This is a genomic window from Costertonia aggregata (genome assembly GCF_013402795.1).
Taxonomy (GTDB): domain Bacteria; phylum Bacteroidota; class Bacteroidia; order Flavobacteriales; family Flavobacteriaceae; genus Costertonia; species Costertonia aggregata.
The window spans coordinates 318065-338545 of record NZ_CP058595.1; the positions used below are offsets into that span (position 1 = coordinate 318065).

The 20481-nt window shown below is 40.2% G+C and carries 20 protein-coding genes; 17 read left to right on the top strand and 3 right to left on the bottom strand.

The window, feature by feature from the left end; translation table 11 throughout:
- Nucleotides 1–44 precede the first annotated feature (44 nt).
- Genes HYG79_RS01465 through acs form a run of 8 tightly spaced genes read left to right on the top strand, consistent with a single transcriptional unit; the run spans nt 45 to nt 10088 of the window.
- Nucleotides 45–1553, top strand: coding sequence for a glycoside hydrolase family 10 protein (locus HYG79_RS01465; protein WP_179240404.1), 1509 nt, complete (start codon nt 45–47; stop codon nt 1551–1553).
- On the top strand, nt 1550–2824 hold the full coding sequence (locus HYG79_RS01470; RefSeq protein ID WP_179240405.1) for an MFS transporter: 1275 nt from the start codon (nt 1550–1552) through the stop codon (nt 2822–2824). Before HYG79_RS01465 ends, HYG79_RS01470 begins: the two co-directional genes overlap by 4 nt.
- Nucleotides 2817–4364: a glycoside hydrolase family 3 protein gene (locus HYG79_RS01475; RefSeq protein WP_179240406.1), complete on the top strand. Its 1548-nt coding sequence runs from the start codon at nt 2817–2819 to the stop codon at nt 4362–4364. Before HYG79_RS01470 ends, HYG79_RS01475 begins: the two co-directional genes overlap by 8 nt.
- A 14-nt stretch (nt 4365–4378) precedes the next feature.
- Nucleotides 4379–5038: a class I SAM-dependent methyltransferase gene (locus HYG79_RS01480; protein WP_179240407.1), complete on the top strand. Its 660-nt coding sequence runs from the start codon at nt 4379–4381 to the stop codon at nt 5036–5038.
- Nucleotide 5039: 1 nt separating this feature from the next.
- A complete protein-coding gene (locus tag HYG79_RS01485; protein ID WP_179240408.1) occupies nt 5040–6116 on the top strand; it encodes an anhydro-N-acetylmuramic acid kinase in 1077 nt (358 codons plus the stop codon).
- Nucleotides 6117–6158: 42 nt separating this feature from the next.
- On the top strand, nt 6159–6422 hold the full coding sequence (locus HYG79_RS01490; RefSeq protein WP_179240409.1) for a DUF4212 domain-containing protein: 264 nt from the start codon (nt 6159–6161) through the stop codon (nt 6420–6422).
- Nucleotides 6423–6451: 29 nt separating this feature from the next.
- Nucleotides 6452–8146 carry a sodium:solute symporter family protein gene (locus HYG79_RS01495; protein WP_179240410.1) on the top strand — a complete coding sequence of 565 codons (1695 nt, stop codon included), beginning with the start codon at nt 6452–6454 and terminating at the stop codon, nt 8144–8146.
- A 34-nt stretch (nt 8147–8180) separates the two neighbouring features.
- A complete protein-coding gene (gene acs, locus HYG79_RS01500; RefSeq protein ID WP_179240411.1) occupies nt 8181–10088 on the top strand; it encodes an acetate--CoA ligase in 1908 nt (635 codons plus the stop codon).
- Nucleotides 10089–10382: 294 nt separating this feature from the next.
- On the opposite strand, the gene HYG79_RS01505 is transcribed toward acs, so the two are convergent.
- Nucleotides 10383–11597: a multidrug effflux MFS transporter gene (locus HYG79_RS01505; RefSeq protein WP_179240412.1), complete on the bottom strand. Its 1215-nt coding sequence runs from the start codon at nt 11595–11597 to the stop codon at nt 10383–10385.
- A gap of 108 nt (nt 11598–11705) precedes the next feature.
- Here HYG79_RS01505 and udk point away from each other — a divergent pair, with 108 nt between their 5' ends.
- The 9 genes from udk to HYG79_RS01550 all read left to right on the top strand — a co-directional run bounded on the left by udk (nt 11706) and on the right by HYG79_RS01550 (nt 18606).
- The gene (gene udk / locus HYG79_RS01510) at nt 11706–12314 is read left to right on the top strand and encodes a uridine kinase (protein ID WP_179240413.1); all 609 of its coding nucleotides are present in this window, start codon (nt 11706–11708) and stop codon (nt 12312–12314) included.
- 1 nt (nt 12315) lies between these two features.
- Nucleotides 12316–12654 carry an FtsB family cell division protein gene (locus tag HYG79_RS01515; protein ID WP_179240414.1) on the top strand — a complete coding sequence of 113 codons (339 nt, stop codon included), beginning with the start codon at nt 12316–12318 and terminating at the stop codon, nt 12652–12654.
- A 182-nt stretch (nt 12655–12836) separates the two neighbouring features.
- Nucleotides 12837–13610, top strand: coding sequence for a ParA family protein (locus HYG79_RS01520; protein WP_179240415.1), 774 nt, complete (start codon nt 12837–12839; stop codon nt 13608–13610).
- Complete coding sequence (locus HYG79_RS01525; RefSeq protein ID WP_179240416.1) at nt 13610–14515, top strand: ParB/RepB/Spo0J family partition protein; 906 nt, start codon at nt 13610–13612, stop codon at nt 14513–14515. Before HYG79_RS01520 ends, HYG79_RS01525 begins: the two co-directional genes overlap by 1 nt.
- 19 nt (nt 14516–14534) lie before the next feature.
- Nucleotides 14535–15158: a DUF5683 domain-containing protein gene (locus tag HYG79_RS01530; RefSeq protein ID WP_179240417.1), complete on the top strand. Its 624-nt coding sequence runs from the start codon at nt 14535–14537 to the stop codon at nt 15156–15158.
- 2 nt (nt 15159–15160) lie between these two features.
- On the top strand, nt 15161–15859 hold the full coding sequence (dapB, locus tag HYG79_RS01535; protein WP_179240418.1) for a 4-hydroxy-tetrahydrodipicolinate reductase: 699 nt from the start codon (nt 15161–15163) through the stop codon (nt 15857–15859).
- A gap of 48 nt (nt 15860–15907) precedes the next feature.
- Entirely contained in the window at nt 15908–17644 is a 1737-nt protein-coding gene (lepB, locus tag HYG79_RS01540; RefSeq protein ID WP_179240419.1) for a signal peptidase I, read from the top strand.
- A 22-nt stretch (nt 17645–17666) separates the two neighbouring features.
- Nucleotides 17667–18302 carry a WbqC family protein gene (locus HYG79_RS01545; protein WP_179240420.1) on the top strand — a complete coding sequence of 212 codons (636 nt, stop codon included), beginning with the start codon at nt 17667–17669 and terminating at the stop codon, nt 18300–18302.
- Nucleotides 18295–18606, top strand: coding sequence for a DUF6122 family protein (locus tag HYG79_RS01550; RefSeq protein ID WP_179240421.1), 312 nt, complete (start codon nt 18295–18297; stop codon nt 18604–18606). Before HYG79_RS01545 ends, HYG79_RS01550 begins: the two co-directional genes overlap by 8 nt.
- Here the strand turns inward: HYG79_RS01550 and HYG79_RS01555 are convergent.
- On the bottom strand, nt 18592–19599 hold the full coding sequence (locus HYG79_RS01555) for an endonuclease/exonuclease/phosphatase family protein (protein ID WP_179240422.1): 1008 nt from the start codon (nt 19597–19599) through the stop codon (nt 18592–18594). The two genes, HYG79_RS01550 and HYG79_RS01555, sit on opposite strands and share 15 nt — an antisense overlap.
- A gap of 5 nt (nt 19600–19604) precedes the next feature.
- Nucleotides 19605–20480, bottom strand: a complete 876-nt coding sequence (locus HYG79_RS01560; RefSeq protein WP_179240423.1) for a rhomboid family protein — start codon at nt 20478–20480, stop codon at nt 19605–19607.
- Nucleotide 20481 lies beyond the last annotated feature (1 nt).

A 20481-nucleotide genomic window follows, 5' to 3' on the forward strand; every position in this document is an offset into this window, starting at 1 on the left:
TGATAGGCCTTTTATTTTTTTGCCCGCTAATTATACTTGAATAAATGAAAAACGTACTACTGTTTGTTGTAGCTAGCTTGCTGTTTTCATGTTCCCCTTATAAATCCGTTCCGCAACCAAAAACGGAATTTCGTGGATTTTGGGTAGCCACGGTCGTTAATATCGATTGGCCAAAAAATGCAAAGGACCCAGTAGAAAAGCAGAAAGCAGATTATTTAAAAATTCTCGATTTTTACGAAAACTTAAATTTCAATGCAGCTATTGTACAAATACGTACTGCGGGAGATGCATTTTACGATTCGCAACATGCCCCATGGTCCAGATATCTCACCGGGGAAGAGGGCAAAGCACCCAATACAGGTATAGATATATTGGAATGGATGATACATGAGACCCACAAACGGGGAATGGAGTTTCATGCCTGGCTCAACCCCTATCGCGCTACTTTTGATTTGAAAACGGATAGTTTGAGCCCCGAACATGATTATAACCAACACCCCGAATGGATGTTAAAATACGGTAAAAAGTACTATTACAATCCGGGTTTACCACAAGTAAGAGACAAATTGGTTTCGATAATGCGAGAAGTTGTGCAGGGCTACGATATAGATGCCATACATTTTGATGATTATTTTTATCCCTACAAAATAAAAGGTGAGATATTTGGAGATTCAATTGCTTACCAGAAATACGCCCATCCCGACCTAGCTTTGGAAGATTGGCGACGAAGCAACGTAGACTCTTTGGTGAAAAACATACACAAGGTCATTAAATCGGAAAAGCCTTGGGTGCAGTTTGGCATTAGTCCGTTCGGGGTTTGGAAAAATATATCAACAGACCCAAAGGGTTCTGATACCAAGGCAGGCCAAACCACATACGAAGACTTATATGCAGACCCGTTGTTATGGATGAAAAAAGGTTGGATAGACTATTTGGCACCACAAGCCTATTGGAGCATGCACCTACCGGTGGCGTCACATAAAACCATTGTAAACTGGTGGGCCGAAAACAGTGATAATACCAATTTATACATTGGTAATGGCACCTATAAAATCAGAAACAATAGCGACAAAGCTTGGAAAAAGAAAAAAGAAATACCAAATCAGATTAAACTGGCCCGAAACAACAATCAGGTAGCAGGAAATATTTTTTTTAGCGCCAAAAGTTTGATGCAGAAAAATAAGGATGTGACGCGACTACTAAAAAGGCATTTTTACCAGCAGAAAGCACTACCGCCTGTTTCCCCATTACACCAGCAAAAAAAAGATAATGCTATTGAATATCTTTCACAAATTAAAATTAAGGATAGTGTTCAATTTAACTTCAGTACTTTGGAAAACCAGGGATATGCCTTGATTTATGAAGCGGAAAAAGAAATATTGCCCAATTATCCCATGAACAAATTAATCTTAAAAAAGCTCTTGAACGGTACCGATTCCTTTTCGATTTATAAAAATCATATTAAAAGAAAGAAACAGATAGCCATAACTTTTTTGGATAAATTTGGAAGGGAAAGCAAACCAATACTAATAGCCGTTAAACAAGCCAAATGATTCAAAAAGATAAAGGAGCGTGGGCGTGGGTGCCCATACTGTACTTTACGCAAGGACTGCCCTACGTTTTAGTGGTCACCGTTTCGGTAATCATGTACAAAAAACTTGGGGTAAGCAATGAAGATATAGGGCTATACACCAGCCTACTTTATCTGCCATGGGTGCTAAAACCGTTATGGAGCCCGTTTGTAGATTTAAAAAGTACCAAACGCAAATGGTTTTTGGCCATGCAGCTTTTAATTGCCATTGCCCTTTTGGGCGTTGGCCTAACCTTGCCCACAAATATGTTCTTTACCACTACCCTAGCTTGTTTTTGGATGGCCGCCTTTGCGTCGGCTACCAATGACATCGCTTCGGATGGTTACTATATGTTGGGATTGACGGAGAAAAAGCAATCTTTTTTTGTGGGCATGCGAAGTACGTTTTATCGCCTCGCTATGGTGACCGGGGAAGGGTTGATCGTTGTCCTTGCCGGATTTCTGGAAAACAAATATGGCGACAACACCAAAGCATGGAGCATTACAATGACAGCGGCCGCATTTTTGATGTTGTTGTTGACGGTTTCCAATTTTTTCGCTACTCCCAAATACGAATCTTCCCTTGCCATAGCACAAGAAAAACCTAAAGGCTTTTTGGAGGTATTCAAATCTTTTTTTGAAAAGCCACATATTGGGATTGCGCTGGCTTTTATTTTAACCTATCGCTTGGGAGAATCGCAATTGGTCAAAATGGCCGCCCCATTTTTGTTGGATAAACCCGAAAAAGGTGGTCTTGGGTACTCAACGGAGCAATTGGGTACTATATTCGGAACGGTCGGGGTCGTCATGCTCTCCATCGGCGGAATTCTTGGTGGTATCCTTATTTCTAGGGATGGACTCAAAAAATGGATGTTTCCCATGATTTTATCGCTCAACGTGCCCAACATCCTTTACGCTATTTTAGCGCTGACCAAAACCACGAACATTATAGCGGTCACAGCCACCGTGGTTTTTGAGAAGTTTGGTTATGGCTTTGGCTTTGCCGCTTTTTTAATGTATCTCATTTATGTGGCCGAAGGCAAATCAAAAACCTCACATTACGCAATAGCCACGGGCTTCATGGCACTGGGAATGATGCTACCGGGAATGATAAGCGGTTACATGCAGGAATGGCTAGGCTATGGCGGTTTTTTTATATGGGTGGTCATTGCTGCTTTACCTGCTATATTCTTGATGAAATTCATCAAGTATCCAGCTGATTTTGGAAAAAAATCAAAAAATACCAATGGTTGATATCCTAAAGTACATAGAGGCAAAAAAAAGATTGTCCCCAAAAGAAAAGGCGGGTCAACTCTTTATGCCTGCTGCCTTTATAAATGATACCGAAGAAGAAATACTTGAGATAGAAAAGCTCATCAAAGAACATCATGTAGGTAGTCTGTGCTTTTTTCACAGTCGCGCCAGTGCCGCTACCAATTTTGAAGGGAAAAAGAAAATCGTTAAAAACGAAGACAGTTTCGAAACGCTGCAAAAACTGATACAACGTTATCAAAAAGTGGCCAAATACCCACTTTTGATTGCTATTGATGCAGAATGGGGGCTCTCAATGCGCATTGAAAACACGCCACAATATCCCTACGCCATAACATTGGGAGCGTTGAAAGACAATGAAAATTTAATTTTTAAAATTGGCCAACATATCGCAAAAGATTGTAAGGCTGCGGGAGTACACTGGAATTTAGCCCCATGTGTTGACCTTAATAGCAATCCTAATAATCCCGTGATAGGATATCGCTCTTTTGGGGCCGATAAAGTAAAAGTAGCCAAAAAAGCATCCGCTTTTGTAAGGGGAACACAAAGTGAGGGAGTCCTCACGAGTATCAAACACTTTCCTGGCCATGGGGATACAGCGACCGACTCGCATTTAGACCTTCCCTTAATCGATAAACCCAAACAAGAACTTGTTCTAAACGAACTATATCCCTTTCAAAAATTGATTGAAGAAGGTATAGATTCAATTATGATTGGCCATCTATCCGTACCGGCCTTAGCAAATGGCGCTACCGTTTCGTCCAGTGTTTCCAAGGATATCATCAAAGGTGTTCTTAGAGATCAGATGGGATACGATGGTGTTGTGATATCCGATGCCTTGAACATGCATGCGGTCTCAAAAGATTTCCCTATTAAGGGTGAGCTGGAGTGGTTGGCCTTTGATGCTGGGAATGACGTACTTTGTTTTGCAGAAAATGTTAGGGAAGGCATTGAAACTATTTTGCAAAACGCAACCGAAGCACAAATTGAAGAAAGTTTTGAAAGAATTTGGAGTTTAAAAACAAAAGCCCTGAGAACAAATTCAAGTTCAGAACTGACTGACAGCAGTGACCTTAATAGAAGAATAGCGGAAAAAAGTATAACACTTTACAAAGGCGATGAAGCTAAAATAGCCGATTTTAGAAAAACCAACTTTTGTACCTTAACCCTGAAAAGAAATTCCGATGAGGATAATTCCGATAGTATAAAGCGTTTGGAAATTATCAAATCGGAAGTGGCCAATGAGAAAAGTGTATTGTTATTATTGACACCGCCTCAAAGTAAACCCACGAATACATTTGGCTTTTTGCAGCAAGAAATCATCTTTATAAGCAACCTTTTACGTACCAAAAATGTGGTACTTTACCTTTTTGGGAATCCATATGTACTAAAACATATCAATATAGATAATGCTGTTGCGGTTGTTATAGTCTATCAAAATTTTAAGGTATTTCAAGATGTGGCCGTACAACACTTTTTAGGCAATCTAAAGGCGGTCGGTAAATTACCGGTAAACATTTAAAAATATCACTTAAAATGACTACAAAAATTCAAGCTTCTTGGGACAAAAATGCGGAAGAGTGGAACCGGATAATTATATCCAATGCAATACCGTCGAGGCAATTTACCAATAAAGCCATAGTTGAAACGCTGTCGGGATTAAATGCTTTCCGTATCTTGGATTGTGGTTGTGGTGAAGGGTGGCTTACCCGAAAGTTGACCGCTATGGGAAAAGAAGCTGTCGGAATCGACAGTACCAAAAAATTAATATCAGAAGCTCAAAAAAAGGGAAACGAATCGTATTACCACATGAGCTATGAAGATATCATAGATGGTAAATCAATTCCGGAAAGTCCTTATGACGCAACGGTATTCAACTTCTGTCTATATCAAGAAAAAGGCATGACATCGCTTTTTACAAAAACAAAAGAGCATATGCGAACAAAAAGCTATATTATCGTACAAACTTTGCACCCTGCTTTTATAATGCAAAACGGCAAAGGGTATCGCTCGCAATGGTTTACCGATTCCTGGAAAGGCCTACCCGGGAATTTTCATGAGGGCCATTCCTGGTTTGCCCGTACTTTTGAGGACTGGACCAAGGTTTTTGCAGAAAGCAATTTAAATATCCTCGAAGTAAAGGAAATTGTAAATACCAATCATCAACCTTTATCTATGATATATGTCGCGCAATAAAATGAAAATATATAAAATCGTAAGCATGATGTCGGGCACTTCACTAGATGGGCTTGATCTCTGCTATTGCCATATTTGGAAAAAAAAGGATAAATGGGAATTTGAAATAAAGAAAACCAAGAGCATTGCCTACAGCGAAGAAATGCAACTTGAGCTCAAGGATTCCATTTTTTTGAAAGCAGATGATTTATTACAGCTTCATAATACCTATGGTGTATGGTTGGGTGAGCAGGTAAATACTTTTATTACTGAAAATAGTTTAGAGGTAGACTTTGTAGCTAGTCATGGGCATACAACCCATCACCAACCTCAAAACGGATTGACTTTTCAGATAGGTTCGGGCCAACATTTAGCCAATACATGCGAAATCATGACCATATGCGATTTTAGGTCTAACGATGTTGCACTTGGCGGCCAAGGTGCACCTTTGGTACCCATAGGTGACCAAATTTTCTTCGGTACTTATGATTTTTGCCTCAATTTAGGAGGTATAAGCAATATCTCATTTGAGGCAAAAGGCAAACGTATCGCTTATGACATTGGTCTTGCGAACATGATTTTAAACCATATTACCCGAAAGATTGACTTAGCTTATGATAAGGGCGGAGGAATGGCAAGAACGGGAAGCGTTAACGTCGATATGTTAAAGGCCTTGAACAATCTAAAATATTATGCATTGCCTTTTCCTAAATCAATAGGCTATGAATGGTTTGTAGAAGAGGTTGCACCTATTGTTGATAGTACAAAAGATTCGGTAGAAAATTTATTACATACCGCCGTGCACCATATCTCTGAAAAAGTTGCGCAGCAGATAAGCCTGAACCTCAATACGGACAAAGGCATACTTTTAGTCACTGGGGGCGGTGGTCTAAATGATTTTTTGATTGAAACCTTACAGCACAAATTGGGGGATAGCATAAAAGTTCATGTACCGTCAAAAATTATGATAGAATTTAAGGAAGCATTGGTCTTCGCCTTAATGGGAGTCTTGCGTTTGGAAAAAGAAATAAATGTGCTCAGCTCAGTTACCGGGGCGAAAAGAGATTCTTCTAGCGGGGTAATTTATATTCCCAATTAAATGTTTGGGCCAAATCACTATCTTAGAAACCAAATATCCAAAATGTCCGAAAAACAAAGAAAGGCCACGGCCTATTGGAAAGAAAATGTAAGATATCTTATTTTGCTGCTACTCATATGGTTTTTGGTCTCCTATGGCGCAGGCATACTCTTCAAAGATGTGTTGGATACCGTAAAACTAGGTGGTTTCAAACTTGGTTTTTGGTTTGCGCAGCAAGGTTCGATTTACATATTTGTACTCCTTATTTTTGTGTATGTAAGACTAATGAACAAACTGGATAAAAAATATGGGTATGATGAAGAGTAAAGGTTACAAAGAATGAAAACCAACCAACCATGAGTGTTCAAACCTGGACGTACATTTTAGTGGGGATAACCTTTGCCCTATATATAGGCATAGCCATATGGTCCAGAGCGGGTTCAACCAAAGAATTTTATGTGGCTGGTGGGGGCGTTTCCCCTTTGGCCAACGGAATGGCAACTGCTGCTGATTGGATGTCGGCCGCATCATTCATTTCAATGGCGGGTATCATTTCTTTTGCAGGTTATGACGGCTCGGTATATTTAATGGGGTGGACGGGAGGTTACGTGCTCCTCGCCCTTTTATTGGCACCCTATCTCAGGAAATTCGGAAAATTTACAGTGCCAGATTTTATAGGTGATCGTTATTATTCCAAAACGGCACGTATCGTTGCGGTCGTTTGCGCATTGATCGTTTCTTTTACTTATGTTGCCGGACAAATGCGAGGGGTCGGCTTGGTATTTTCCCGTTTTTTGGAAGTCGATATCGATACAGGTGTGGTCATAGGTATGGTCATTGTATTATTTTATGCCGTTCTGGGGGGAATGAAAGGTATCACGTATACCCAAGTAGCTCAATATTGTGTGTTGATTTTCGCCTTTATGGTACCGGCTATTTTCATATCCATCCAAATGACGGGAAATCCAGTTCCGCAGCTGGGAATGGGCTCTACTTTAAATGATGGTTCGGGAACCTATCTATTGGAAAAGCTGGATGGCCTTTCCACAGAACTAGGCTTTAGCGAATATACCAGTGGACAAAAATCCGTACTAGACGTTTTTACTATTACCCTGGCATTAATGGTAGGCACTGCTGGCCTTCCCCATGTAATTGTTCGGTTTTTTACGGTAAAACGGGTTAAGGATGCACGAAAATCCGCTGGGTTGGCCTTGCTTCTTATTGCCATTCTGTACACTACGGCACCAGCCGTAGCGGTTTTCGCCCGCACCAATATGATAAATACCGTAAGTGAAAAAAAATATACCGATATGCCGGAATGGTTTTCGAAATGGGAAAAAACCAAGCTTATTGTTTTTCAGGATAAAAACAATGATGGTAAAATTCAATATGTAGCCGATGAGGAAAAAAACGAACTGACCGTTGATAGGGACATTATGGTTTTGGCCAATCCTGAAATTGCCGATCTACCTGCTTGGGTAATCGCTTTGGTTGCCGCTGGTGGTTTGGCTGCCGCCCTTTCTACTGCAGCTGGTCTATTGTTGGTCATCTCATCCTCGGTTTCCCATGATTTGATAAAAAAAGTGTTCAAACCCAACATATCCGAAAAAGGGGAGCTATGGGCCGCCAGACTGGCAGCCACTGTAGCCGTTATCATTGCTGGGTATTTTGGTATAAATCCCCCTGGATTTGTAGCGGCTACCGTAGCATTGGCCTTTGGCTTGGCCGCAGCTTCATTTTTTCCGGCAATCGTTTTGGGCATATTCTATAAAAAAATGAATAAAGAGGGAGCAATCGCAGGAATGGTGGTTGGTATCGCTGTGATGTTATTTTATATGCTCAAGTTCAAATTTGGATGGTTTGGCGGAGGAACCCAGGCCGATTGGTGGTGGGGAATTTCTCCCGAAGGTTTCGGGTCAATAGCCATGTTGGCCAATTTTATGGTCGCGATACTCATTATGCAGTTTACGGCCGAGCCACCATCCAATGTACAAGAAATCGTTGAGGATATCAGAATTCCAAATGGAGCGGGAGAAGCATCGGAACATTAAATTTCTTCTTATTTTTATAGTATATTTTTAGCATATGAGCAACTATCACATAAAGCACTTAGAGGAATATTATCAAGTATACCGAAAATCCGTTCGCAATCCCGAAGCCTTCTGGGAAGAAATTGCAGAGGAACATTTCGTATGGCGAAAAAAATGGGATACCGTTCTGAGCTGGGATTTTAAAAAGCCCGAGGTAAAATGGTTCGAAGGTGCCAAACTCAATATTACTGAAAACTGTTTGGATAGGCACTTGCCCACACGGGGCGACAAAACGGCCATACTTTTTGAACCCAATGATCCAACGGAAGAAGCACAGCATATTACCTATCGCCAGTTACATGAAAGAGTATGCCGTATGGCAAATGTTCTCAAAGAAAATGGGATAAATAGAGGGGATAGAGTATGCATTTATTTACCTATGGTTCCCGAGTTGGCAGTATCGGTTTTGGCCTGTGCCCGTATCGGGGCCATACATTCCGTAGTATTTGCAGGTTTTTCCGCAAATGCATTGTCGACACGTATCAACGACTCCGATTGTAAAATGGTCATCACGTCGGATGGTTCTTACCGCGGTGCAAAAACTATCGACTTAAAGGGTATTGTGGACAATGCCTTGGAAGACTGCCCGGGAGTTGATACGGTTTTGGTCGCAAAACGTATCAATAGTGAAATTCATATGAAAGAAGGTCGGGATAAATGGTTGCAGCCGCTTTTAGACGCCGCCTATGCCGATTTTGTAGCCGAAATAATGGATGCCGAAGACCCCCTTTTTATTCTGTACACATCGGGTTCTACCGGAAAACCAAAAGGAATGGTGCATACCTCCGCCGGTTATATGGTGTACACGGCCTATACGTTCAAAAATGTATTTCAATATCGCGAAGAAGATGTGTATTGGTGTACGGCCGATATCGGTTGGATTACTGGACATTCGTACATCGTTTATGGGCCTTTGGCCAACGGGGCAACTACCGTAATGTTCGAAGGGGTACCCTCCTACCCCGATTTTGGTCGGTTTTGGGAAGTAGTAGAAAAACATAAAGTAAATCAGTTTTACACGGCACCAACGGCAATTAGGGCATTAGCAAAAGAAAATCTCGATTTTGTTGAAAAATACGACTTATCTAGCTTAAAGGTTTTGGGATCTGTTGGGGAACCCATAAATGAGGAAGCTTGGCATTGGTACAATAACAACATAGGTAAAAAACATAGTCCTATCGTGGATACTTGGTGGCAAACCGAAACCGGCGGAATCATGATTACCCCAATCCCCTATGTGACACCAACTACCCCTACCTATGCTACACTACCGTTTATTGGTATTCAACCCGCTTTGATGGATGAAAATGCGCAGGAAATCAAGGGAAATCAAGTTGATGGCCGCTTGTGCATCAAATTCCCTTGGCCTTCAATGGCACGCACGATTTGGGGCAATCACGATAGATATAGGGATACTTATTTTTCGGCATACGAAAACAAATATTTTACGGGTGACGGCGCTTTGCGTGATGCCGTGGGGTATTACCGGATTACGGGGCGTGTAGATGATGTCATTATCGTTTCGGGTCATAATTTAGGCACTGCACCCATAGAGGATTCTATCAATGAGCACCCAGCGGTTGCAGAAAGTGCTATCGTTGGCTTTCCGCATGATGTAAAGGGGAATGCACTTTATGGATATGTAATTTTAAAAGAGGTCGGTGAGACCCGAGATAGGGAAAATCTAAAAAAGGAAATCAACCAGCAAATAACCGAACAAATAGGTCCTATAGCGAAGCTCGACAAAATTCAATTTGTACCAGGGCTTCCTAAAACCAGAAGTGGTAAGATCATGCGAAGAATACTTCGTAAGATAGCAAGTAAGGACACCGCAAATCTAGGGGATACCAGTACGTTATTAAATCCAGAAGTGGTAAAAGAAATTATGGATAATTCCTTATAATCAATACTTATGGATATTACATACTATGAAAAAATCTCTAAAGCTTGCATTTCGCATATTTAAGTACTTACTTATACCTTATGCCATTTTCATGCTTTGGGGATTTTATATTGATACTCTAGCGCCTTTTAAAGAGCTTTGGAGTTTTGATTTTATCTTAAACAAAATAGGCCTTACTATTGCTTGGTTTTTTTGGCACCTGCTACTTTTATCGCCTATATATTGGGCTACCGCCTTGCTCCTTATTTTTATATACCATAATTTTTTAAAGAAAGAGTAAACTTTAGTCAGTTGCTATGTATCTAAAACCACTTCTGAAGCCGGTTTTCTAAAGACAGAAAATAAGAGAAGCGAAAGTAGTCCGCAAACCGCTAATCCCGCAAAAAGGGGCAGTACGGTATCATCAACAAATTCCCCGATAAAAGTAGCAATAGGAATAGAAAAAAGTGTGGAAATAAAACCAGTTATGGCAGCACCTATACCTGCAATATGACCTATGGGCTCCATCGCGATAGAACGCATATTTCCCCAAATAAAGCCCAAGCAGAAAAAAGTAACGGACATAAATGCCACCAGGACGATGACATCGGGATTGTTGGAGTTCCAGAAAAAGAGCACATACAAAAATGCCAGACCCGTAAAAGTCGACAAAGCGATAAAAGCCAATTTACGCATACCAAACCGAAGTACCAGCGTACCGTTTAAAAAGGTGGAAAGACCTATTGATAATGCCAAAGCGGCAAAAATATAGGGGAACGATTCTTTTAGACCGTATTGATTTTCAAAAATATGCTGTGCCGTACTCAAGTATACCAAAAAAGCACCCGTTATAAAACCCGATACAATCGTGCAGGCAATGGTTTCCCTGTACCGCAACAACTCCTTTAGACCATTTGTGAAAATGTTCGCAGAAAACGGAATCTTATATTCTGGCTTCAACGTTTCGGGCTGTCGTTTCCAAAACCAAAGGGTAACCACCAAACCAAAGAATATCTGAAAATAAAAAATAGCTTGCCACCCGGCAAAATCGAGAATAAGTTTTCCTATGGCCGGGGCCACTACCGGAACGAGTATAAAAAACGCAACGACGAACGACATAATCTTTGCCATATAATCGCCTTTATACGTATCCCGAATAATGGAAATCGCAATGGTACGTGCCGCCGAAAGTCCTATCCCCTGTAATATTCGGCCAATGAGCATAATTTCTAGGGAAGGCGCAAAAACACATATTAAACTGGAAAGAATAAAAACGACAAAACCCAAATACACCATAGGCTTTCGCCCATAACTATCCGACAGCGGACCAAAAAACAACTGCCCCACCCCAAGGCCTAAAAAAATCATGGTAATCAGCATTTGGTTATCGGTAGGGTCTTGACTGTCTATGGCAATCCCAATATCAGAAATAGCGGGCAACAAGGCATCTATCGCCAAGGCAACGATGGACATCAAAGCGGCCATTAAGGCTACAAATTCAAAATTTGGTTTTACCTGTTCGTTTTGCATCTGGCAAAAGTAACCATACCATAGGTAACCAATGTTATAAAAAGTTCAATTTTGGGATTTTCACAAAAATGAAGTTCAAATCCGTATTTTTGAACCAAACAATGCGATATGCTTATAATCGGAATTGCCGGTGGTACAGGATGCGGTAAAACCACAGTTGTAAATCAAATTATAGATGAACTGCCCGATGGTGAAGTAGGCGTTATTTCCCAAGACTCATACTACAACGACCTTTCGCACCTATCATTGGACGAGCGTAGAAAAACCAACTTTGACCATCCAAAATCAATTGACTTTGATTTATTGGAAGAACATTTGAGCATTCTAAAATCGGGGAAACCCATACAACAACCGGTATATTCTTTTTTGGAATGCAACCGAACTGAAAAAACCATACCTACCTACCCGAGTCAAGTATTGATCGTTGAAGGCATCCTGATTTTGACGAATGCTAAAATCAGGGATATGTTCGATATCAAGATATTCGTACATGCCGATTCAGATGAACGGCTCATCAGAAGATTAAAAAGAGATGTAAACGAGCGAGGGTGGAATTTGGACGAGACCTTGGAAAAATATCAATCTACCATAAAACCCATGCATAACCAGTTCATTGAACCCTCAAAAGAGTTTGCCGATATCATTATCCCCAACAACAAATACAATACGGTTGCCGTTGATATTGTACGTACCATAATCAATGAGAAATTGACGTAACATGGGCATCAAAAACCTTAAGAAAAACAAATGGTTCAGGCTTTTGACCAACGCCTATATCTTGGTATTGACGGCGTTTGTCGTTTGGATGGTTTTCTTTGATACAAATTCGTTGTTGATTCACATGGAACTGAGAAAAGAGATAAAAAAGCTTGAAAAAACGCAAAAGTTCTTAAAAGAAGAAATAAGCAAGGACAAAAAAATAATAAAAAAACTATCCGACCCCAAGGAGTTGGAAAAGTTCGCACGTGAACAATACTATCTCAAAAAGAAAAATGAGGAAATTTATCTTATAGAGTATGCCGATAGTATAAAAAAGCAAGACGAAGAAGAGCAATAGCTTCAAATCAAAAAATTCCGTTCTTGTTCGTTGAACGGTTTCAACAAAAGATTATAAATAGCTCTTTATTAAAACTTTAACGCTCTTTAACAGCAAGAGTTTTACTTATTCACTTAGTGTTAACAAATTACATTTTTTGGCACCGTAAATAATTGTATTTTTACCCCTTAACTTACTATATAATGGGCAAGATAATTGCTATCGCAAATCAAAAAGGTGGTGTTGGTAAAACCACCACCACGGTAAACCTTGCTGCCTCTCTCGGGGTGTTGGAAAAAAAAGTTTTACTTATAGATGCCGACCCACAGGCCAATGCGACTTCAGGTCTTGGTATTGATGTAGATTCCGTTGAATTGGGAACCTACCAACTTTTGGAGCATACCAAATCTGCCGCAGAGACTATTATAAAAACAGATTCGCCAAACGTAGATTTGATACCCTCCCATATAGACCTTGTGGCCATTGAAATTGAATTGGTAGACAAGGAGCAAAGGGAGTATATGATGAAAAAGGCCATAACCGCACTCAAGAACGACTATGACTACATTTTGATAGATTGTGCGCCGTCATTGGGTTTATTGACCTTAAATGCACTGACCGCGGCAGACTCGGTCATAATTCCCATACAGTGCGAATATTTTGCGTTAGAAGGTCTGGGAAAGTTATTGAATACCATAAAAAGCGTACAAAAAATTCACAATCCCGATTTGGATATTGAGGGTATGCTACTCACCATGTTCGATTCTAGGTTACGCCTATCCAATCAAGTTGTTGAAGAAGTCAAAAAGCACTTTTCCGATATGGTTTTTGACACCATTATACAACGTAATGTGAGACTGAGCGAGGCGCCTAGCTATGGTGAAAGCATCATCAAGTATGATGCCAGCAGCAAGGGAGCTGCCAATTACTTGAACATGGCCAACGAATTATTGAAAAAGAACAAGGAGAAAGTGTAATGGCGAAGGCAACAAAAAAACAAGCACTGGGAAGAGGGCTTTCAGCTTTATTGAAAGATCCCGAGAACGATATAAATTCCGCAACGGACAAAAATGCGGACAAAGTGGTCGGAAATATTGTGGAATTGGATTTGGATTCCATTGAGGTGAATCCGTTTCAGCCACGTTCCAATTTCAATGACGAGGCGCTTCAAGAGTTGGCGACCTCTATAAAAGAGTTGGGCGTTATCCAACCCATAACGGTACGAAAATTGGATTTCAACAAATATCAATTGGTATCGGGAGAAAGAAGGTTCAGGGCCTCAAAGTTAATCGGTCTGGAAACCATCCCCGCCTATATCCGGATTGCCAATGACCAAGAGTCCTTGGAAATGGCGTTGGTAGAAAACATCCAACGGCAAGACTTGGACCCAATTGAGATAGCGTTGTCCTATCAAAGATTGATAGACGAAATAAACCTCACACAAGAAAAAATGAGCGATAGGGTAGGCAAAAAACGATCTACCATTACCAATTATTTGAGATTGTTAAGGTTAGATCCCATTATACAGACCGGGATAAGGGATGGTTTTGTGAGCATGGGCCATGGCAGGGCCTTGGTAAACATCGATAAAAAGGAAGACCAGATTGATCTGTATGAAAGAATAGTTGGTGAAAACCTTTCGGTAAGGGATACGGAGCGTGCGGTAAAATCATATCACGAGGCGGAGAGCCCGAACAAAAAAGCGATTACCAAAACCAAGGAAACTCCAGAATACATTGAAAAGACCAAAAAGAAAATAACAGATTACCTTTCGGTAAAAGTTGACATCCAAACCGCATCGAACGGTAAGGGCAAGATTGTTATCCCTTTTCATTCCGAAGAGGAGTTAAAAAGGTTAAAAAAGCTGCTTACGAGTGAATAAAATCATCCTTTTAGTTTGTATGCTTCTATTTTTTTCCAATGCTGGTATTGCACAGGAAGAAAAAAACGAAAAGGCTTTGGATTCCGTTCAACAAGGTCTAAACGAGCAGGGCGTTATCATCTTGAAGGATTCCGTATTCGTAGAAAAGAAAAAAATCAACCCTTTGGCACCTAGTAAAGCTGCCTTTTATTCCGCTATTTTTCCCGGTTTGGGACAAATTTACAACAAACGGTATTGGAAAGTGCCCATTGTATATGCCGCCATAGGTACTGGTGCATACGCTTATATTTACAATAACCAGCAATATAATGATGTTAGGGATGCCTTTAAAAGTAGGCGTGCAGGGTTCACTACCGATGAATTTTATGACCTTAATCCCAATGATGATCGGATACCTACAGAACCTGATATAGACAATGATGACCTTCAAGATTTTCAAGAGAGGTTTCAGCGGGACAGGGATTTGGCTTTGCTAATAACTATTGCGCTGTACGGGCTCAACATTATAGATGCCAACGTTGATTCCCACTTAAAGCAGTTTAATGTAGATGACAAATTAAGTATGGATTTTAAACCCTATTTGGAATACAACCCTGTAACCGCCAATCCCAACTACGGCATGGCACTTACCATAAAATTTTAGAGATGAGAATAGCTTTGTTCGGTTATGGTAAAATGGGTAAAATGATAGAGGAAATCGCCAAAAGCAGAAACCATAATATCGTTGCCAAAATTGATTTGGACACAACAGAAATCGATTATTCCCAAATTGATGTTGCCATAGATTTTAGTACTCCCGACGCAGCTTTTGGGAATATCACCAATTGCTTTAAGAAAAATATTCCCGTAATATCGGGTACTACGGGTTGGTTACAGCAGTATGACGAGGCCATTGCCGTTTGTAAAGAAAACAAAGGTGCCTTTATCTACGCTTCCAACTTTAGCTTAGGTGTAAATATTTTTTTTGAGTTGAACGAGTATCTATCCAAAATGATGCAAGGTTTGGAACAATATACGGTTCATATGGAAGAAATACACCATACCCAAAAGTTAGATGCCCCTAGTGGCACCGCCATAACGTTGGCCGAAGGTGTTACCAAAAATTTGGATTATGAAGGATGGACGATGGGAAACGAGCCAAAAAAAATACCCATTACCTCAAAACGGGAAGGCAATGTTCCCGGAACACACAGCGTAACTTATCACAGTGCTGTTGATGACATCAAAATAAAACACAAGGCCCATGGTCGCGAAGGCTTTGCACTTGGCGCAATCGTGGCCGCTGAATGGATTATCGGCAGAACCGGAATCTTTACCATGAAAGACGTGTTAAACATAGGTTAATTAACGTAACAAAAATCAAGGACGGCAGTCTAAACACAAAATTACAGTATGAACGGTACACAGTGGATTGTTTTTATATTGATCATACAGATTATTCATTTTCTGGGAACTTGGAAATTGTATGTAAAAGCTGGTAGAAAAGCTTGGGAAGCAGCAATCCCGATATACAATGCCATAATTTTGATGAAAATCATAAAAAGACCCAAATGGTGGGTGTTCTTATTGTTCCTGCCCATCATTAACCTTTTAATGTTTCCCGTAGTTTGGGTAGAGACCATTCGTAGTTTTGGCAAGAATAGCCTTTTGGATACTTGGTTGGTCATTTTAACGTTGGGCCTCTACATCTACTACATAAACTACACCCAAGATGTACAGTATAATAAAGAACGTGACCTCAATCCCAAATCAGCTTTGGGCGAATGGGTAAGCTCGATCATATTTGCCATAGTGGCAGCGACTTTTGTGCATACCTATTTTATTCAGCCCTATGTTATTCCCACCGGCTCTTTGGAGAAAACTTTGTTGGTAGGGGATTTTTTATTCGTAAGCAAGTTTCATTACGGGGCGCGTCTACCCATGACTACTCTTGCCGCACCCATGGTTCACGATACCATTCCCGGATTGGGCATACGTTCCTATATTGCCGACGTTGACCCAACTACAGCGGAAAAGTCATGGTTGAACAAATTACAGCTACCCTATATGCGATTACCGGCCATAACCAAGGTTGATCGTAACGATATTGTGGTATTCAGTTGGCCGGCCGATACGGTGGTACGTTTTTTTAAAAGGGCAAAAGGTGTTCAAAAACCGATTGACAAAAAATCAAATTACGTAAAACGCTGTGTTGGGTTACCGGGCGACTCCCTGGCCATCAAAAACGGTGATATTTATGTGAATGGCAATAAGTTCGTGTTCTCGGAGAGGGCAAAACGCCAAACTTCTTACGTAGTCACTACCCAAGGGCAGATTGATAACAGCGTAATCTCTTTATTGGGCAGGGAAAATTTTGCGGGTAATGTTATCAGTATCGCAAAGAACACTTTATCCAAAGATAGAGCCGATGAACTTTTGGACAGAATGCAATTGAACAAAATCAAGGAAGATTCCACCAGAATATATTACATGGGCGGTTTTATAAATGATAAAGTCAAGGCATATTTGGACGGAAAAGAGGAAACCAACATGATTCTTTTCAATATGACAGGGGATGAAGCAAATAATTATACAGGAAAAGCCGGCATAATATCTGTAGAAAAATTCACCTTTACCAGACCCGATACCCGTGTTTTTCCACAAAGTGCGGCACATCCTGGTACGGAAGATAACTTTGGCCCCATATACATTCCGCAAAAAGGAGTAACAGTACCGCTTAACCTAAGGGTACTTCCTTACTACAAGAAAATTATAAAGGATTATGAAAACAATACCATCAGTGTTTCGGGCAACCAGATTAGCATTAACGGGCAGGTAGCTGACACCTACACTTTTAAGCAAAATTACTATTGGATGATGGGCGATAACCATCACCGATCCGAAGACAGTAAATTCTGGGGGTATGTTCCTGAAAACCATATTGTGGGAACCCCCATTTTTATTTGGATGAGTGTCGAGAATTTAGTTGCGGGCGAAGGCGATATCAAGGTCAGATGGGACAGGGTATTTACCACTGTAAATGGCGATGGCGAACCTGTATCGTATTTCAAATATTTTCTCATACTATTGGCCGCTTATTTTGTAGGCAACTATTTCTGGAAAAAGAAAAAAGCCAAGTCACGAATTTGATACCCAAAACACCCTTTTTGCTTTGCAAATAGTATTACACCCTTGCTATTTTCCGAATATAGCCATATTCAGTGCTATTGCACAGAACGAGGTTATATGGGAAACAGCGGATAACTTTCAAAAACAAACCTATCGCAATCGTTGTTACATAGCTACGGACAGGGGACGCCATATGCTTACTCTTCCCATAAAACATGTTGGAGGGTCACAAGGAAGGCAAAAGTATAAAGATGTTAGGTTAGACAATACGTATTCTTGGCAAAGACAGCATTGGCGTACGCTACAAACAGCTTACCGAACCTCACCCTTTTTTGAATTTTACGAAGATGAGTTGGAGCCTCTTTTTCGGGAAGACCAAAAATTTTTATTGGATTTTAACCTAAAGACCATAGCAACTATTTGCGCATGCCTTCAAATTGAAACCCCTACAAAAAAAACCATGGTTTATGAGCATCAACTTGATACCACTATAAAAGACGCTCGTTTTTTGGTAAACGCCAAATTAAAAATCAAATTTGACCAAGAAAAATACAACCACGTTTTTGAGGAAAAACATGGTTTTCTGTACAATCTAAGTATTTTGGACTTGCTTTTCAATGAAGGTACCAATGCACTGTCTTATCTCAAAAATCAAAATCTAAACCTCACGAATGCTTAGGTTTTTTCTTCATTACGGTATTCATTTCTTAGTTCCCGTTCTCATAGCCTTTGTATTTTTCAAGGAAAATCGATTTAGGATATTATGTATCCTATGGGCAGGTATATTGATTGATATAGACCATCTATTGGCCAGTCCTATTTTTGACGCCGACCGTTGCAGTATAAATTTTCATCCGCTGCATAGTTATTGGGCGATGGCAGTATATATTTTCTTGACCATAATCAAAAAGACCCGTATCGTAGGTATCGCCTTATTGATACATATTTTGGCAGATGTTACGGATTGTTTATTGATCGACTAAATTGAGCGTGGTCATAACGGGAAAATGATCGGAAAATCCCACATCAAAATTTTGATGTGTTTTCACTTGAAATGACTTATCCACAAAAATAAAATCTATCCTCAAAGGAAACCGCCAAAAATTTATGGTGCGACCAAAACCTGAGCCTTTTTTCAAAAACGTATCCTGCATATCACCTTTTATGGTTTTGTAGACATGGGAATATTGTGTATTGTTAAAATCGCCGCATATTACGGTTTTATAAGTACTCCGGGCCATGTGATTTTTTAGGATGGCGCATTGTTCTTCTTGTTTGGCAAAAGATTTTATTAGTCTCGAATACAAGTGGTCAGATCTTTCTCTCTTTACCATACCGGGTCTTATGCGCAGAGATTGCAAATGAACCACATATACTCGTATGGTGTCGCCTTCGTAGACAATATCGGCCGCCAATGCGCTATTTGCCGTATTGGGGAATTTTATGTGCTCTTTTGAAATTATCGGGTATTTGGAAAATATAGCCTGCACACTTTTAGCTCTGCCACCAACGGTTCTAAAGCTGTAAGGGTAGTTTTTTTCAAATTCATCGGTACCTTCCATCGAAAACTCCTGAATACCTATCACATCAGGGGCTTGGGACGCCACGAAATTCATGAGCCTACTGCTCCTTTCCCGTGAATAACGAAACTCTTGAACATTGTACCCCATAATCTTGAGCCCGGCTGTATCATCGATTTTCTTTGAGATATCAAGTTTGAAAAAAGGCTCCATCACAAAAAAACCTATTCCCAATACCAATACGGCAATCAAACAAAATTTGATATTGAAAAATAACCAGTATATCGAAAACAGCATATTGACCAAAAACAAAAAAGGTACCGATAAGGCAAAAAAAGAAAGAAATGGATAATCAGTCACGGATAAATGAGGCGCAAAAAAAGAAATCAGCAACGATACCGAAAAAAAAAGGTTCAATGTCAAAACCAGTTTATTGAAAGTTGATAGGTTTCTCAAAGCAATCAATCTTCTTTACCCGCCTTGAACAAAAAATCCTTTTCTGCCTTGGAGAGGCTTTCGTAACCGGACTTGCTTATTTTATCCAAAATAGCATCGATTTTGCGTTGGTGGTTTTCTTTTTTGTAATCAACTGATTTTTTTGATGCCGTTTTGGTTTTACGGTATACCGTTTTCATTGGAGCTTTCTTTTCACGCTTTTTGAAAAGATTGCCCAAACCATCCAAAAAGTTGGAAAATCCTGTGCCAATATCAGTCCCTTTCAACAATTGTCGCGCATAAACATATCCGAGAATCGCACCACCAATGTGGGCCAAACGGCCACCTACGTTTGAGTTGTACCCAATCTGGATCAAATCCACAAGAATAAAAAACGCTCCCAAATACCAAAGTTTGACATTAAAAAAGATAACCCGGACCTCTTGATTGGGAATATAGGCACAAATAAAGATAAGAACGGCAGATACGCCTGCCGAGGCACCGATCAGAGCGGTATTTTTTCCTAAAAGCGTGGGGAAAACATTATAACCGAACAAAAACAAAAGCCCTCCGAAAATAACGCCCAAAAAATATACGTTTATGAACTTTCGGGTATCGAATAAATTTAGAAATATTCTTCCCGTAAAATAGAGCATAATCATATTCCAAAAAATATGCCCGAAACCCCCATGAAAAAATGAATACGTTACCAAGGACCAAGGTTGGGATATATAACCCATAAAATCTTTGGGCAACTCAAACCACTGAACTATAGCGTTGGGATATAATCCCAACAAGGCCTTCAAAAGACCCGCTAAAATAAAGATTGCGACATTTATGGCGATGATTTTCTCCGCAATGTTCAATCTTGATATTTGATATCTTATACCTCCTCCTGTCATT